The following is a 15117-nucleotide window of genomic DNA, read 5'->3' as shown; positions in this document are numbered from 1 at the left end:
GGGTCATGGGCGCAAGGACAAAGAAACTCAGCCAACTGGCCCTGACCGCCCGAGGTGGCACCAATCCTGATATCACAGGGCTGGCGGTCGACAGTCGCGAAGTCAAAGACGGTTTCCTCTTTGCGGCACTTCCCGGTACACGTGTTCATGGCGGTGAGTTCATTCGATACGCTTTGCGTATGGGGGCCGCAGCCATCCTGACGGATGCTGAAGGGGCAGAGATCGCAGCCGAGGAACTGGCCGCATCAGATGCGGCGCTGATGGTGCTCGAGGACCCGCGTCAAGCGCTGGCCGGGTGTGCTGCGCTGTGGTTCGGAGCACAGCCTAAGACCATTGTTGCGGTTACTGGCACCAATGGCAAAACTTCGGTCGCAACTTTTGTACGCCAGATCTGGACCGAACTTGGTCACGCCGCGGTGAACCTCGGGACCACAGGGGTCGAGGGGGCGTGGACCGCACCATTAGCCCATACAACACCCGAACCAATCACTTTGCATCGGTGCCTGTATCAGGCTGCAGAGAATGGAGTGACTCATGCGGCGATGGAGGCATCCTCGCACGGGTTGGAACAGCGCCGCTTGGACGGGGTACAGCTGGCTGCGGCGGGGTTTTCGAACTTCACTCAGGACCATCTGGACTACCACGAAACGTTCGAGGCGTATTTCAACGCCAAGGCAGGTCTGTTTGATCGGGTCCTGCCGCAAGACGGCACTGTTGTCGTCAACATGAGCGATCCCAAGGGCGCTCAGATCCTCCGAATTGCCAAAAATCGGGGGCAGAAGATTCTGACCGTTGGGCTTGGGGAAGCAGACCTGTGCCTGATGAATCAGCGATTTGATGCAACAGGTCAGGACCTGCGGTTTTCTTGGCAGGGTAAGATTTTCCAAACCCGTTTGAATCTGATCGGTGGTTTTCAGGCCGAAAACATCTTGTTGGCCTGCGGTTTGGTTATTGCTGCAGGGGAAGAGCCTGAACACGTGTTCGAAACCCTGCCGCATCTGACGACGGTTCGCGGACGCATGCAGTTGGCGGCGACGCGAGAGAATGGGGCAGCGGTTTTTGTGGATTACGCTCATACACCTGACGCAGTGGCGACTGCACTCAAGGCATTGCGCCCGCATGTGATGGGCCGCCTGATAGCGATTGTCGGTGCAGGCGGTGATCGCGACGCGACCAAGCGCCCGCTTATGGGCCAAGCTGCCGCCAACCACGCAGATGTGGTTTTCGTTTCCGACGACAACCCGCGCAGCGAAGATCCGGCCACCATACGCGCCGCCGTGATGGGTGGGGCACCAGAGGCAACTGAGGTCGGTGATCGGGCCGAGGCCATCTTGCGCGGGATAGACGCGCTGCAACCGGGCGACGCGCTTTTGATTGCGGGCAAGGGGCATGAAACCGGCCAGATCGTTGGCGATCAGGTTCTGCCATTTGATGATGTCGAACAGGCCAGCATCAGTGTGGCCGCACTGGACGGGAGGGTGGCATGACATTGTGGACAGCAGCCGAGGCCGCCGAGGCAACCGGTGGACGCGTCACTTCGGATTGGGCGGTCAATGGTGTGTCGATCGACACGCGCACTATCCAGCCCGGCGATCTTTTCGTCGCACTCACAGCCGCGCGGGACGGGCATGAATTCGTAGCGCAGGCTTTGGAAAAAGGCGCTGGGGCGGCCTTGGTGTCGCGTATTCCCGAGGGCGTGCCAGAGGATGCGCCCTTGCTGATCGTCGAAGACGTGCAGTTGGGGCTTGAGGCGCTGGGGTGCGCGGGTCGTGACCGTTGCAATGCGCGGGTGCTCGGGGTGACCGGAAGCGTCGGCAAGACATCGACGAAGGAAATGCTGGCCACCATTTTGGACGCGCAGGGAAAAACTCATGCCAGCGTTGCCAGCTACAACAACCATTGGGGCGTGCCGCTGACCTTGGCCCGGATGCCGCGCAACACAGAATTCGCTGTGATCGAGATTGGTATGAACCATCCCGGTGAGATCTCGCCTCTGGCGCAGCAAGCCCGCCCGCATGTGGCGCTGGTCACGACCGTGGCGGCAGTGCACCTAGAAGCGTTCGAGTCGGTGGCCGGTATTGCGCATGAAAAGGCGGCGATTTTTGACGGCCTGATCGAGGGCGGCGCGGCCATCCTGAACGCAGATATCGAGCATGCGGACATCCTGCGCGATTGTGCGCGGGATTTGGGCGCGAAAACGGTCGATTTCGGCCGCAATGGCTCCGACTACACATTGACCAATGTAACCCAAGAGGCTGACTCGGTTCATGCAAAGGCAACAGTCGCAGGGCACCCGTTTGCGTTTGACGTTCAGTCAGCGGGCACACATTTCGCCATGAACGCGCTGGGGGCATTGGCTGCTTGTGTTGAAATGGGCGTCGATCTGGATCAGGCAATTGCAGGTCTCGGCGGATGGTCGCCGGTCAAGGGTCGCGGGGTGCGCGAACAGATCGCGTTGACCGACGGTGGCCGGATCGAACTGCTGGATGACAGCTACAACGCTAACCCCACGTCGATGGAGGCCGCACTGGATGTTTTGGCCGCGGCGCAAGGGCAGCGTCGTATCGCTTTTCTTGGGGATATGAAGGAGTTGGGGCCGGAGGAAACTGCCATGCATGCGGCGATAGCGGATGTTTCGGCCGTGCAGCGCGTGGACAAAGTGCATTGCGTTGGTCCGCTGATGAAGGCGCTGCACGATGCGCTTCCGACGGGCAAACGCGGGCTTTGGTTTGAGACCAGCACCGAGATGGCCGTCCATCTACCAGAGCTTGTTCAGGCCGGTGACACTGTGTTGGCCAAGGGATCGCTGAGCATGGCATTGGCGCAGATTGTTGACGGTTTGCGTAAAATGGGGCAAGGGGGCGCGCTTGATTGATGATCGCGCCCGCCACCTCAGTGTGAGAAAGGTTTTGTAATGCTCTATTGGTTGACCGCCCTGTCGGACGGAGGGGATTTTTTCAACCTCTTCCGCTATATTACGTTCCGCGCTGGCGGCGCCTTTTTGACTGCGCTGATTTTCGGGTTTCTCTTTGGCAAACCGCTGATCAATGTGCTGCGCAAAAAGCAGGGCAAGGGCCAGCCGATCCGGGATGATGGGCCCGAAGGGCATTTTTCGAAGGCGGGCACACCGACGATGGGCGGGCTGCTGATCGTGGGCGCGCTGATGACATCGACATTGATCTGGGCGCGGTGGGACAATCCCTATGTCTGGATGGTTCTGTTTGTAACGCTGGCCTATGCGGCGATCGGGTTTGCTGATGACTACGCGAAGGTGTCGAAACAGAACACCAAAGGCGTTTCGGGGAAAATGCGTATGGCACTGGGGGTTATCATCGCAGTTCTGGCCTCGGCCTGGGCCACGCTGCACCATCCCGAGGCCCTTCAGAACCAGCTGGCGCTGCCCATTTTCAAGGATACACTGATCAATCTGGGCATGTTCTACATACCCTTCTCGATCGTCGTGATCGTAGGGGCGGCCAACGCTGTGAACCTGACCGATGGTCTGGATGGTCTGGCCATCATGCCGGCGATGATCGCAGCTTCGACGCTGGGGGTAATTGCCTATGCTGTCGGACGGGTCGACTTTACCGAATATCTGGACGTGCATTACGTGCCTGGAACAGGTGAGATTTTCATCTTTACCTCGGCTCTGTTTGGCGCAGGTCTTGGCTTCCTTTGGTACAACGCGCCACCAGCTGCGGTGTTCATGGGCGACACCGGATCGCTGGCGCTGGGCGGTGCATTGGGTGCCATCGCGGTAGCCACCAAGCACGAACTGGTTCTGGCGATCGTAGGTGGTTTGTTCGTGGTCGAAGCGCTGAGCGTGATCATCCAGGTGCTGTATTTCAAGCGCACCGGGCGGCGTGTGTTCCTGATGGCGCCGATCCATCACCACTATGAGAAGAAGGGCTGGGCTGAGCCGACGATCGTGATCCGGTTTTGGATCATCTCGCTAATCCTGGCAATGATCGGTCTGGCAACGCTGAAAGTCCGGTAACGCTCCCGTCGGGTTCGGCGGACCTGCGGTCCACCTGTCACCTGTTGGGCCCGGCTCGCACTGACGCGCGAGCCTTTTGCCACCCTTGCCATCGGTGATTTCTTCGGTGCAGTGTGGCAGCCAATTCAAAGCTATACGAAGGTGGGCAGTATGATCCCGGTCAAAGGGTTTTCAGGGCAGAAGGTTGCGGTTCTGGGGCTTGGCCGGTCGGGGCTGGCCACGGCGCGTGCCCTGCAGGCAGGTAAAGCTGAGCCTGTCTGTTGGGATGACAATCCTGCCGCCCGGGAAGTGGCCGAGGCTGAAGGGTTCGTCTGTACCGATCTGCGCCGTCATGGGGTGTTTGACGATATCGCCACCCTGATCGTTTCGCCCGGTATTCCTCATCTCTATCCTGACCCCAATCCAATTGTGGCTGCGGCGCTTGAGGCCGGTGTCCCGGTCGATAACGACATTGGGCTGTTTTTCCGATCCTTTGCAGGGCCTGAGTGGAACAATTACGACACTCCGCCGCGTGTGATCGCAGTGACCGGGTCGAACGGGAAGTCGACCACCGCGGCTTTGATTCACCATATCCTGACCGAAGCCGGGCGCGAGGCGCAGCTGGCGGGTAATATCGGGCGTGGGGTGCTGGATATTGATCCGGGCGGCGACGGTTCGGTCGTTGTGCTGGAACTGTCCAGCTATCAGACAGAACTGGCCCGCGCCTTGACCCCGGACGTGGCCGTTTTCACCAACCTGTCGCCCGACCATCTTGACCGCCACGGCGGGATGGGGGGCTATTTCGCGGCCAAGCGACGGTTGTTCGCTGAAGGTGGCCCGGATCGCGCCGTGATTGGCATTGACGAGAAAGAGGGCGCGTTTCTGGCCGGTCAGCTGGCCGAAGGCCGCGCCGATGATCGGGTCATCCGCGTATCGGTTGCGCGCAAACTGGCGGGATCCGGATGGCAAGTTTTTGCCCGTAAAGGGTTTCTGTCGGAATACCGCAAGGGACGGCAAGCGGGTTCGATTGACCTGCGCGGAATCACGGGCCTTCCCGGCGCGCATAACCACCAAAACGCCTGTTCGGCTTATGCCGCCTGTCGCGCGCTGGGGCTGGCACCGCGCGTGATCGAAGACGCACTGCACAGCTATCCGGGCCTGCCGCATCGCAGCCAGATCATCGCCGAAGTGGGCGGTGTTACTTATGTGAATGACTCAAAAGCCACCAATGTGGACAGCGCTCTCAAGGCGTTGAGCGCCTTCAGGAAGGTCCGCTGGGTCTGTGGGGGGCTTGAGAAGGAAGGCGGTGTCGCCGCTCTGAACGCAGCCGCAGACCAGGTGGTCAAAGCTTATGTCATTGGTCGCGAGGCCGCGAATTTCGCCATGCAACTAAAGGCCGATGCGCTGGTCTGCACCACCATGTCCGAGGCTGTTGAGCAAGCCATGAAGGATGCCCAACCCGGCGAGACAGTCCTGCTTGCACCAGCCGCGGCCAGTTTCGACCAATATGACAATTTCGAGCAGCGCGGAGAGGACTTCGCGGCGGAAGTCAGGCAAAGGCTTCCCGAATAGCCATTTGCAATAGACCGCCGGTTGGGCCAAGCTGCGATGCTATCAGCTTGACGCGCCATCATTATTGGTTTTGCTTGCCTGCAAATTCAACACGAGGTTATAACTATGCCATTTCGTAAGTTCTCTCTGATCCTGCCTGCCATTCTCGTTGCCGGTGCCTGCACCAACACAGGTGCCAATTATCAACCAATCGTCGACGGTCCGATCGGCCCGAACTACAACGTAGACCTTCAGCAGTGCCAACAACTGGCTGCATCTCAGGCCAGCGTTGATGGCTCTACCGCAGGAAACGCAGCTATTGGCGCGGTGGGTGCCGCCGCTGTTACAGGGATCGTTCAGGACAGCAGCGACAATCTGGGTCGCGCGGCTGTGGCAGGTGCCCTGGTTGGCGCCGGCGCTGACGTCATCAACAAAAACCAGAACAAAGAAGTCCTGGTGCGCAACTGCATGCGCGGACGTGGTTACAACGTCGTCGGCTAACTCTGCCCGGCGATTGCAGTTCCAGCGGCGTGGCCCGAGGACCACGCCCATTGGAAATTGTAACCGCCCAGCCAGCCGGTGACATCCACCGCTTCGCCAATCGCATAGAGGCCGGGGACATCCCTGGCCTCCATCGTTTTTGACGACAGGTTATCAGTGTCAATCCCGCCCAGCGTCACCTCGGCTGTACGATACCCTTCGGTGCCCGAGGGCGTAAGCCGCCAGTCGGACAGTGCTGCGATCAGTTCGGACAGCGCGGCGTCCGACTGATCGGCCAGATTGCCTGGCATGGGGATATGATGGCTCAGGTACTCGACCAGACGCCCAGGCAGGTGGCGCGCCAGTTCCGTGGTCAGCGCCTTGCGTCCGCCGCTTTGCCGCTGATCTCGCAGCAAATCAAACAGCGGCAGATCCGGGATCAGGTTTACGCGGATCGCCTCGCCTTCGCGCCAATAGGAAGACAATTGCAGAACCGATGGTCCGCTAAGCCCGCGATGGGTGAACAGAAGGGCTTCGTCAAAGCTGGTCCGGTCATTCGACAGTCGCGCAGGTAGGGATACGCCAGACAGGTCCTTGAACTTGCCATCCGAAAACGTAAACGGCACGAGTGCCGCCCGCGTTTCAGTTATCGTCAGTCCGAACTGGCGCGCAATGTCATAGGCCAGCCCGGTCGCGCCCATCTTTGGGATCGACTTGCCGCCAGTGGCCAGCACGAGGTTGGTGCAGTTCAGGCTATGCCGCTGCCCTTCACGTTCGAGGTCCACAGCAAATCCGCCATCGGTCTTACGCAGGTCTTTCAGTTCAGTTCGAACCCACAATTCGGCCCCGGCCCGCTCCATCTCATCAAGCAACATCTGGATGATCTGTTTTGACGATCCGTCGCAGAACAGTTGCCCCAGCGTTTTCTCATGCCATGCGATGCCGTGTCGGCCGACCAGGTCAACGAAATCCCACTGTGTGTACCGCGTAAGCGCGGATTTGCAGAAATGCGGATTCTGCGACAGGAAGTTACCCGGTCCCGCGTACATATTGGTGAAATTGCAGCGCCCACCACCCGAGATACGAATTTTCTCTCCGGCAGCTTTGGCGTGGTCGATCACCAAAACGCGCCCGCCGCAATGGGCGGCGCACATCATACCGGCTGCACCGGCACCAAGGATGATCGTGTCATAAGTCATGTGCTGCGCATGGCTTGGATTAATAGGGAAGGCAAGGGCTAGACGAAAACACACGTCGTGTAAGTCTGTTTGGTGGTGAGTCCTTGTCCTTTTTGCCAGTTCTGGGAAAGGGAATTAAAGCGGTCGCTGAGGCCTTTGCGAATTTGGTCGCGATATCATGTGTTAGAATGCTCGCGAAAAGAAAACTCATCTTGATGCACAGAACAGGAGGGCGGTTCAATGATCATGCGCATTTTCCAAGTCACAGTTCGGCCGGGCAAAGAGGCGGAATTTTCAAAGTTCTTCCACGAGACTGCGATCCCATTGATGCAAAGCACCGAAGGCATCGTTCAGGTCATGCCGGGTGCTCCGCGTTCGGATACACCGCGTGAGTTCAGTTTTGTTATGATTTGGAGCAGCCTGGACGCATTAATGGCTTTTGTTGGTGAAGATTACCAAAGTCCACATATCGATCCGGCAGAGGCCGAGTTGGTCGAATCCAGAACGATAAAGCACTACGATCTTGTCACCTAGGTGATCCGTACATCCAGGAAGGGAAAGCCCGGGTCGGATCACCGACTTGAAGGTGTCAATTTCCCCTGTTGCCGTGTCATTCCGCTAGCCCAAACGCAAAAATGCCTGTAGACTCTCAATCAGATCCTGAAAAACGGGACATTAACGAGGCAGATAGTGGCGGTATCTCATGACTGAGATGGTGTATGGTGCGGTCCAGGACCAGCGCGGAGAACCGATTCTTCCGAAATGGTGGCGGACGATTGATCGCTGGACGATGTCCTGCGTTCTGATCCTGTTTGTCATCGGATTGTTGCTGGGGCTGGCCTCATCACCACCGCTGGCAGGGCGTAACGGGTTTGATCCGTTCCACTATGTCGAACGGCAGGCGGTGTTCGGCGGGCTGGCGCTGATTGCGATGCTGCTGACGTCGATGATGTCGCCGACACTGGTGCGCCGTTTGGCAGTACTTGGTTTCCTTGCCTCGTTTGTGGCGCTGGCCTTCTTGCCCGTCTTCGGGACGGACTTCGGGAAAGGGGCAGTGCGCTGGTACTCGCTGGGCTTTGCATCTTTGCAGCCGTCGGAATTTCTGAAGCCCGGATTTGTTGTCGTGGCCGCGTGGCTGCTGGCTGCGTCGCAACAGATCAACGGCCCTCCGGGTCGGTTGTGGTCATTTGCGCTGTGTATTGCGATTGTGGCGATGCTGGTTTTGCAACCTGACTTCGGTCAGGCCTGCCTGATCCTGTTTGGATGGGGTGTGATGTACTTTGTGGCCGGCGCGCCGATGCTGCTGCTGGTTGGCATGGCCGGGGTCGTAGTTTTGGGTGGGATGTTCGCCTATTCGAATTCGGAACACTTTGCCCGCCGTATTGATGGCTTTTTGAACCAGGAGGTCGACCCGACCACGCAATTGGGCTATGCCACGAACGCCATCCGCGAAGGTGGTCTGTTCGGTGTCGGCGTGGGTGAGGGGCAGGTGAAATGGTCCTTGCCCGATGCCCATACGGATTTCATCATCGCGGTTGCGGCCGAAGAATACGGGCTGATCCTGGTGCTGATCATCATCGCGCTGTATTCACTGATCGTTGTACGCTCACTGCTGCGGCTGATGCGGGAGCGTGACATGTTCATCCGTCTGGCCGGGACCGGTCTGGCCTGCATGTTTGGCGTTCAGGCCATGATTAACATGGGTGTGGCCGTGCGCCTGCTGCCCGCCAAGGGCATGACGCTGCCCTTTGTCAGCTACGGTGGTTCGTCGCTGATTGCGGGCGGCATCGCTGTTGGCATGTTGCTGGCCTTCACCAGAAGCCGCCCACAGGGCGAACTTGGCGATATTCTGCGCGGAAGAGGATAATGGGGAAACCTTACCTGTTGATTGCGGCTGGCGGCACCGGGGGCCACATGTTCCCGGCGCAGGCGTTGGCCGAAGCGATGCTGAATAAAGGCTGGCGCGTGCGCCTTTCCACGGACGAGCGTGGCGCGCGCTACACAGGCGCCTTTCCGCAAACGGTCGAGATTGTCGAGGTGGCCTCGGCCACCTTCGCGCGCGGCGGACTGGCCGCTAAGGCGCTGGTCGGACCAAGGATTGCGGGTGGTGTCGCCAGCATGGCGTTCCAGATGATGCGGGACAAACCGGACGCGGTCGTTGGCTTTGGCGGATATCCGTCGATCCCGGCATTGGGGGCCGCGACGATGCTCAAGATTCCGCGCATGATCCACGAACAGAATGGGGTTCTGGGGCGCGTGAACCAATTGTTTGCCACGCGTGTTGCCAACGTCGCCTGTGGTGTCTGGCCGACCGATCTGCCCGAAGGGGCCAATGGCATCCACACCGGAAATCCGGTCCGCGCCGCCGTGCTTGAGCGCGAGGCCGCAGGTTACATCCCACCGGGCGACTATCCTATGTCTATTCTGGTTATGGGCGGCAGTCAGGGCGCGCGCATTCTCAGCGATATTGTCCCTGGCGCGATTGCTGCCCTGCCTGACGACCTGCGCAGCCATATCCGTGTCGCACATCAGGCCCGCGACGAAGACGGGGAACGTGTCACGGCGTTCTATGCCGAACATGGTATCCGGGCCGAGGTCAAACCTTTCTTTGACGACGTTCCGCGTCGCATGTCGGATGCACAACTTGTCATCAGCCGATCCGGCGCATCCAGCGTGGCCGATATCTCGGTCATCGGACGTCCATCGATCCTGATCCCGTTTGCCGCAGCCGCAGGCGACCATCAGACCGCCAATGCGCGAGGATTGGTTCAGGCAGGCGGCGCGATCATGATTCCGGAAAACGCACTTGACGTTCCCGCGCTGACAGAGCAAATCACCGCCGTTCTGACCAACCCCGAAGCCGCGCAAAAGATGGCCCATGCCGCCCTCTCGACCGGTGCCCCCGACGCAACTGAACGTCTGACGGCCCTTGTCGAACAACTGGCGCAGAAGGAGACCACATGAATCCAGCAACCAAACTGCCGCAAGACGTAGGGTCGATTCACTTTGTGGGGATCGGCGGGATCGGGATGTCGGGCATTGCCGAGGTTCTGCTGAACCTGGGCTACCGCGTGCAGGGGTCAGACCTGAAAGCGTCCAAAATCACTGATCGTCTGGCGAGCCTTGGGGCTGAGATATTTGTCGGTCAGCGTGCCGAAAACCTGGAAAACGCGGCCGTTGTTGTGGTGTCGACCGCGATCAAGCCGGGTAACCCCGAACTGGACGGCGCCCGGGCGCAAGGTCTGCCCGTCGTTCGCCGCGCCGACATGCTGGCCGAGTTGATGCGCCTGAAGTCGAATATTGCCATTGCCGGAACCCACGGCAAGACCACCACAACCACAATGATGGCCGAGCTGATGGTGGCCGGCGATTTCGATCCGACCGTCATCAATGGCGGCATCATCCACGCCTATGGCTCGAATGCACGGATGGGGCAGGGTGAATGGATGGTGGTCGAGGCCGACGAATCCGACGGCTCGTTCAACCGACTGCCCGCGACCATTGCCATTGTTACGAATATCGACCCCGAGCATATGGAGCACTGGGGTGACTTCGACCAATTGCGTGACGGCTTTTACGAGTTCGTCTCGAACCTGCCATTCTACGGTCTGGCTGTGTGCTGCACGGATCACGCCGAAGTGCAAACGCTGGTAGGTCGCATCACCGACCGCCGGGTGCGGACCTATGGGTTCAACGCGCAGGCCGATGTGCGCGCCTTGAACCTGACCTACAAGGGCGGCGTGGCGCATTTCGACATCCACCTTCAGTACGAAGACAAGATGATCGAGGGCTGCACATTGCCGATGCCCGGGGACCATAACGTCTCGAATGCGTTATCCGCCGTGGCCGTCGCCCGCCATCTGGGTATGAAGGCCTCTGAAATCCGCGAGGCGCTGGCCAATTTCGGGGGCGTCAACCGCCGCTTCACCAAGGTCGGAGAGGTCGATGGCGTCACCATTATCGACGATTACGGCCACCATCCGGTAGAGATTGCAGCTGTCCTCAAAGCTGCGCGCCAGGCAAGCGAAGGCAGGGTCATCGCCGTGCACCAACCGCACCGGTACTCGCGTCTGTCCAATCTGTTTGATGATTTCTGTACCTGTTTCAATGATGCGGACGTTGTGGCCATTGCCGATGTTTTCTCTGCTGGAGAAGATCCGATCGAAGGAGCTAGCCGAGATGATCTGGTGCAAGGCCTGATCCGCCACGGTCACCGCCACGCGCGTGCATTGCTGAACGAAAACGATCTGGAGCGTCTAGTGCGCGAACAGGCCCGCCCCGGCGACATGGTCGTCTGTCTCGGCGCTGGTACGATCAGTACTTGGGCCAACGGGCTGCCAGAAAGGCTGCGACAAAAACAAGCCGTTTGATGGAATGGACTCTCTAGCATTGCAACTTTAAAGTGTGATGTTGCAGTTGCAGCAATGATCGTCCTCGGAGGGGCAGTTGGTATATTCAGTGCTTTTTGCTGGCTTGTGGGTTTTGGCCTCAACGGTCGTGGCCATGCTGCCGATGCGCCTTCAATTTCCGCCGGGCGTTGTGCTGTTCATTTCTGCACCTGCGCTGATCGTCTGGCTGGGACACGACATTGGCTGGTTCTTCTCGGTGCTGGCCTTTGCGGCCTTTGCATCCATGTTCCGAAATCCCATTCGTTTTTATTGGCGCCGCTGGACCGGGCAGGAGGTCGAGGAATGAACTGGTCGATCGCTCTTGCCGCGCTTTGGGGGATTTCTGCGAATGTGCTGGCGATGATCCCCAGCAAGGACAACCACTGGACGCGCGCTTATGCTTTGATCGCTGTGGGGATTCCGATACTGGGTTACGTCACCCTGCAAAACGGCCCATGGATTGGGCTGATCGTTCTGGCCGCAGGTATGTCTGTGTTGCGTTGGCCGATGATCTATCTGGGGCGGTGGGTACGTCGGTTAATTGGATCTGCTCCGTAATGGAAGCGTCTTGCGTTATGCGTCAGAATCCGCGATCTAGCCGACATGACAGCGCTTCCGACACCGCGCGGTAAACTCACCGAGTGCCGCAATTTGAACGATCTGACCTGGCTTCGGGTAGGCGGCCCTGCAGACTTTCTTTTCCAGCCTGCCGATATTGAAGACTTGCAGGATTTCCTCCGTCATCTGCCTGCAGGGGCTCCAATCTTTCCCATGGGCGTCGGGTCAAACCTGATCGTTCGCGATGGCGGTTTGCGCGCAGTTGTGATCCGATTGGGGCGCGGGTTCAATGCTATCTCGGTTGAGGGAAACATCGTCACCGCCGGAGCAGCCGCGTTGGATGCGCATGTGGCGCGCAAGGCGGCGGATGAGGGTGTGGACCTGACCTTTTTGCGTACCATCCCGGGCTCAATCGGCGGTGCGGTGCGGATGAACGCAGGGTGTTACGGCAGCTACACGGCGGACGTGCTGCGCAAGGCGACAATTGTCACTCGCCAAGGCGAAGTGGTGGACCTGTCGCCCGAAGACCTGAACTTCCGTTATCGTCAGTCCGATCTGCCCGAAGGCGCGGTTCTGGTTTCGGCCACATTCGAAGGCCCATCTGGTGATCCGGAAGAGCTGCACGCCCGAATGTCGGCGCAGTTGCAAAAACGTGACGAAACCCAGCCGACCAAAGATCGCAGCGCCGGGTCAACCTTCCGCAACCCGGCGGGGTTTTCCTCGACCGGGCGGGCGGATGATGTGCACGACCTCAAGGCGTGGAAGGTCATTGACGATGCGGGCATGCGCGGTGCGACACTAGGTGGCGCACAGATGAGCGAAAAGCACTCGAACTTCCTGATCAATACCGGTGATGCCTCTGCCGCTGACCTCGAAGGTCTGGGCGAAGAAGTGCGAAAAAAGGTTTACGAAACAAGCGGCATCACGCTAGAGTGGGAAATCATGCGGATCGGTGATCCGTTGACAGAATAAAGCCCTGACCGTCAGACCATAACAGGCAAATTAAGGCGACGGATCAAGGAGATAAACGCAGTACGGACCACCACGTAAGGTCCGGGGACATTGAGGCGCACGTTGGGTATGTCGAGCAGGACAAACCCCAAAGTGGCGGTATTGATGGGTGGACCCTCGAAGGAACGCGAGGTGTCTCTCAGCTCTGGGCGCGAATGCGCGGCCGCCCTTGTGGGAGAAGGCTTTGAAGTAGTTGAGCTGGACGCTGGTCCTGACCTCTATGCGCGCCTTTTAGCAATCAAACCAGACGTTGTGTTTAACGCCCTGCATGGCCGCTGGGGCGAAGATGGTTGCGTTCAGGGCCTGCTGGAATGGATGCGCATTCCGTACACGCACTCTGGTGTTCTGGCCTCGGCCCTGGCGATGGATAAGCAGCGCAGCAAAGAGGTGTTTGAGGCCGAGGGCCTGCCCGTTGTTGCCAGTGTGATCGTACCCAAGGTCGAGGTGGTTAAGGCTCATGTGATGGAGCCCCCTTACGTGGCCAAGCCCAACAACGAAGGCTCCAGTGTTGGGATCTACATCGTGCGTGAAGGGTCCAATGGCCCTCCGCAACTGTCGGATGAAATGCCCGATCTGGTGATGGTCGAGAAATACATTGCCGGTCGCGAGCTGACCGTAACGGTGATGAACGACAAGGCCGTAACGGTTACCGAGATCATGACCGATGGTGGTTGGTACGATTATGACGCCAAGTATAAGCCCGGCGGTTCGTGGCATGTTCTGCCCGCTGACGTGCCGACCGAGATTTTTGACCTGTGCATGGACTACGCGTTACGCGCTCATTCCGCGCTAGGATGCAAGGGCGTAAGCCGTACGGATTTCCGCTGGGATGACAGTATGGGTGCCGATGGGTTGTTCTTGCTGGAAACCAACACTCAGCCCGGCATGACGCCGACGTCGCTGGTGCCTGAACAGGCCGCGCATATGGGTATGAGTTTCGGGCAGCTTTGTGCCTGGATGGTGGAGGACGCATCATGCGACCGCTAAGAGCCACCCGCGCGCCTGTGGTTCACCGGCCCAAGCAACTGGCCGGTCCCGATGCTGATTTCGAATCCGGCGCACATACCGGCGCCGAACCCAAATTGCGGCTGCGTGGCATGTTTGGTGGCAAGGGCGATCGGCTTGACCCGGCCCCGTCTCGTCTCAGCTACCGCCTGCAACGCTGGATGCTGACGCGGGGCGTTCGGCGCAGCCTGAAGTTTGGCCTGCCGGTGCTTGCGGTTTGCGCCGCAATTGGCATCTATTTCGGCTCGCAGGAACGCCGTGATGCGGTGGTGGCCTATGTCATCGACATCAAGACTTCGATCCAGCAACGACCGGAGTTCATGGTCAATCTGATGGCCATTGACGGGGCAGGGACCAACCTGTCCGAGGATATTCGTGAGGTCGTACCGCTGGATTTCCCCGTCAGTTCATGGGACCTGGACGTTGAACAGATCCGCGACACGATCACAGGGCTGAATCCGGTCAGGTCCGCCACCGTGCGGGTACGCCCCGGCGGCATTCTGCAGGTGGATGTGGTCGAGCGTCAGCCCGTCATCGTCTGGCGTACGCGCCATGGGATCGAATTGCTGGATGAGACCGGCGCGCATGTGGAGCGCATCGCGTCCCGCAAGGATCACTCTAATTTACCTCTGATCGCGGGCAAAGGTGCAGACGGTCACGTGGGTGAGGCGCTTGAATTGCTGACAACCGCCCGCAGCCTCGGCGGTCGTGTACGTGGCTTGGTTCGGATTGGCGAGCGTCGCTGGGACCTGGTTATGGACCGCGGCCAGCGCATCATGTTGCCGACCGAACGCCCCGTACGCGCGTTGGAACGCGTTCTGGCCGTGAATGAGGTGCAGGACCTTTTGGAACGTGACGTGGCGGTGGTCGACATGCGCCTTGGGCAACGTCCGACAATAAGAATGACCAAAGCTGCCAGCGAAGACTGGTGGAATACAAAAGTGACAGTGGGTAGCGAGCAGTAACGACC

Annotated in this window: 15 protein-coding genes; 14 read left to right on the top strand and 1 reads right to left on the bottom strand. The window is 59.2% G+C overall.

All coding sequences use genetic code 11. From position 1 onward, the window contains the following. The first annotated feature begins 5 nt into the window (after positions 1-5). The 5 genes from DS906_RS05865 to DS906_RS05845 all read left to right on the top strand — a co-directional run bounded on the left by DS906_RS05865 (position 6) and on the right by DS906_RS05845 (position 6028). Positions 6-1487, top strand: a complete 1482-nt coding sequence (locus DS906_RS05865) for a UDP-N-acetylmuramoyl-L-alanyl-D-glutamate--2,6-diaminopimelate ligase (protein WP_113789295.1) — start codon at positions 6-8, stop codon at positions 1485-1487. Continuing rightward, complete coding sequence (murF, locus tag DS906_RS05860; protein ID WP_113789294.1) at positions 1484-2875, top strand: UDP-N-acetylmuramoyl-tripeptide--D-alanyl-D-alanine ligase; 1392 nt, start codon at positions 1484-1486, stop codon at positions 2873-2875. Before DS906_RS05865 ends, murF begins: the two co-directional genes overlap by 4 nt. 39 nt (positions 2876-2914) lie before the next feature. Beyond that, positions 2915-3997 carry a phospho-N-acetylmuramoyl-pentapeptide-transferase gene (gene mraY, locus DS906_RS05855; protein WP_113789293.1) on the top strand — a complete coding sequence of 361 codons (1083 nt, stop codon included), beginning with the start codon at positions 2915-2917 and terminating at the stop codon, positions 3995-3997. Between the two features lie 150 nt (positions 3998-4147). Next, a complete protein-coding gene (murD, locus tag DS906_RS05850; protein ID WP_113789292.1) occupies positions 4148-5548 on the top strand; it encodes a UDP-N-acetylmuramoyl-L-alanine--D-glutamate ligase in 1401 nt (466 codons plus the stop codon). A 105-nt stretch (positions 5549-5653) separates the two neighbouring features. Further along, positions 5654-6028, top strand: coding sequence for a glycine zipper family protein (locus DS906_RS05845; protein WP_233494696.1), 375 nt, complete (start codon positions 5654-5656; stop codon positions 6026-6028). On the opposite strand, the gene DS906_RS05840 is transcribed toward DS906_RS05845, so the two are convergent. Beyond that, the gene (locus tag DS906_RS05840; protein WP_113789290.1) at positions 6025-7206 is read right to left on the bottom strand and encodes an NAD(P)/FAD-dependent oxidoreductase; all 1182 of its coding nucleotides are present in this window, start codon (positions 7204-7206) and stop codon (positions 6025-6027) included. The genes DS906_RS05845 and DS906_RS05840 overlap by 4 nt on opposite strands. A 219-nt stretch (positions 7207-7425) precedes the next feature. On the opposite strand from DS906_RS05840, the gene DS906_RS05835 reads away from it, so the two are divergent. The 9 genes from DS906_RS05835 to DS906_RS05795 all read left to right on the top strand — a co-directional run bounded on the left by DS906_RS05835 (position 7426) and on the right by DS906_RS05795 (position 15112). Continuing rightward, on the top strand, positions 7426-7719 hold the full coding sequence (locus DS906_RS05835) for an antibiotic biosynthesis monooxygenase (RefSeq protein WP_113789289.1): 294 nt from the start codon (positions 7426-7428) through the stop codon (positions 7717-7719). Positions 7720-7888: 169 nt separating this feature from the next. Continuing rightward, on the top strand, positions 7889-9052 hold the full coding sequence (ftsW, locus tag DS906_RS05830; protein ID WP_113789288.1) for a putative lipid II flippase FtsW: 1164 nt from the start codon (positions 7889-7891) through the stop codon (positions 9050-9052). Further along, complete coding sequence (locus tag DS906_RS05825) at positions 9052-10149, top strand: UDP-N-acetylglucosamine--N-acetylmuramyl-(pentapeptide) pyrophosphoryl-undecaprenol N-acetylglucosamine transferase (protein WP_113789287.1); 1098 nt, start codon at positions 9052-9054, stop codon at positions 10147-10149. The genes ftsW and DS906_RS05825 overlap by 1 nt, the downstream gene beginning before the upstream one ends. After that, the gene (murC, locus tag DS906_RS05820; protein WP_113789286.1) at positions 10146-11555 is read left to right on the top strand and encodes a UDP-N-acetylmuramate--L-alanine ligase; all 1410 of its coding nucleotides are present in this window, start codon (positions 10146-10148) and stop codon (positions 11553-11555) included. Before DS906_RS05825 ends, murC begins: the two co-directional genes overlap by 4 nt. 88 nt (positions 11556-11643) lie before the next feature. Beyond that, positions 11644-11880 (top strand): DUF2484 family protein, encoded by a 237-nt coding sequence (locus tag DS906_RS05815; RefSeq protein ID WP_369934173.1) that lies wholly within the window; start codon positions 11644-11646, stop codon positions 11878-11880. Then, positions 11877-12131: a DUF2484 family protein gene (locus tag DS906_RS05810; protein ID WP_113789284.1), complete on the top strand. Its 255-nt coding sequence runs from the start codon at positions 11877-11879 to the stop codon at positions 12129-12131. The genes DS906_RS05815 and DS906_RS05810 overlap by 4 nt, the downstream gene beginning before the upstream one ends. Positions 12132-12176: 45 nt before the next feature. Beyond that, the gene (gene murB / locus DS906_RS05805; RefSeq protein ID WP_113789283.1) at positions 12177-13103 is read left to right on the top strand and encodes a UDP-N-acetylmuramate dehydrogenase; all 927 of its coding nucleotides are present in this window, start codon (positions 12177-12179) and stop codon (positions 13101-13103) included. A 102-nt stretch (positions 13104-13205) separates the two neighbouring features. Next, the gene (locus DS906_RS05800; protein WP_113789282.1) at positions 13206-14129 is read left to right on the top strand and encodes a D-alanine--D-alanine ligase; all 924 of its coding nucleotides are present in this window, start codon (positions 13206-13208) and stop codon (positions 14127-14129) included. Then, on the top strand, positions 14117-15112 hold the full coding sequence (locus tag DS906_RS05795) for a cell division protein FtsQ/DivIB (RefSeq protein ID WP_113789281.1): 996 nt from the start codon (positions 14117-14119) through the stop codon (positions 15110-15112). The genes DS906_RS05800 and DS906_RS05795 overlap by 13 nt, the downstream gene beginning before the upstream one ends. Positions 15113-15117 lie beyond the last annotated feature (5 nt).

Origin of the sequence: Ruegeria sp. A3M17 (assembly GCF_003318255.1) — a bacterium.
Taxonomy (GTDB): Bacteria; Pseudomonadota; Alphaproteobacteria; order Rhodobacterales; family Rhodobacteraceae; genus Ruegeria.
This window is presented reverse-complemented; position numbering and strand designations above follow the sequence as displayed.

Coding starts and splice junctions, on each gene's coding strand:
- murB (WP_113789283.1), top strand. CDS start 12,177: ATGACAGCGCTTCCGACACCGCGCGGTAAACTCACCGAGTGCCGCAAT.
- DS906_RS05865 (WP_113789295.1), top strand. CDS start 6: ATGGGCGCAAGGACAAAGAAACTCAGCCAACTGGCCCTGACCGCCCGA.
- DS906_RS05835 (WP_113789289.1), top strand. CDS start 7,426: ATGATCATGCGCATTTTCCAAGTCACAGTTCGGCCGGGCAAAGAGGCG.
- mraY (WP_113789293.1), top strand. CDS start 2,915: ATGCTCTATTGGTTGACCGCCCTGTCGGACGGAGGGGATTTTTTCAAC.
- murF (WP_113789294.1), top strand. CDS start 1,484: ATGACATTGTGGACAGCAGCCGAGGCCGCCGAGGCAACCGGTGGACGC.
- DS906_RS05795 (WP_113789281.1), top strand. CDS start 14,117: ATGCGACCGCTAAGAGCCACCCGCGCGCCTGTGGTTCACCGGCCCAAG.
- murD (WP_113789292.1), top strand. CDS start 4,148: ATGATCCCGGTCAAAGGGTTTTCAGGGCAGAAGGTTGCGGTTCTGGGG.
- DS906_RS05810 (WP_113789284.1), top strand. CDS start 11,877: ATGAACTGGTCGATCGCTCTTGCCGCGCTTTGGGGGATTTCTGCGAAT.
- DS906_RS05845 (WP_233494696.1), top strand. CDS start 5,654: ATGCCATTTCGTAAGTTCTCTCTGATCCTGCCTGCCATTCTCGTTGCC.
- DS906_RS05840 (WP_113789290.1), bottom strand. CDS start 7,206: ATGACTTATGACACGATCATCCTTGGTGCCGGTGCAGCCGGTATGATG.
- DS906_RS05825 (WP_113789287.1), top strand. CDS start 9,052: ATGGGGAAACCTTACCTGTTGATTGCGGCTGGCGGCACCGGGGGCCAC.
- ftsW (WP_113789288.1), top strand. CDS start 7,889: ATGACTGAGATGGTGTATGGTGCGGTCCAGGACCAGCGCGGAGAACCG.
- murC (WP_113789286.1), top strand. CDS start 10,146: ATGAATCCAGCAACCAAACTGCCGCAAGACGTAGGGTCGATTCACTTT.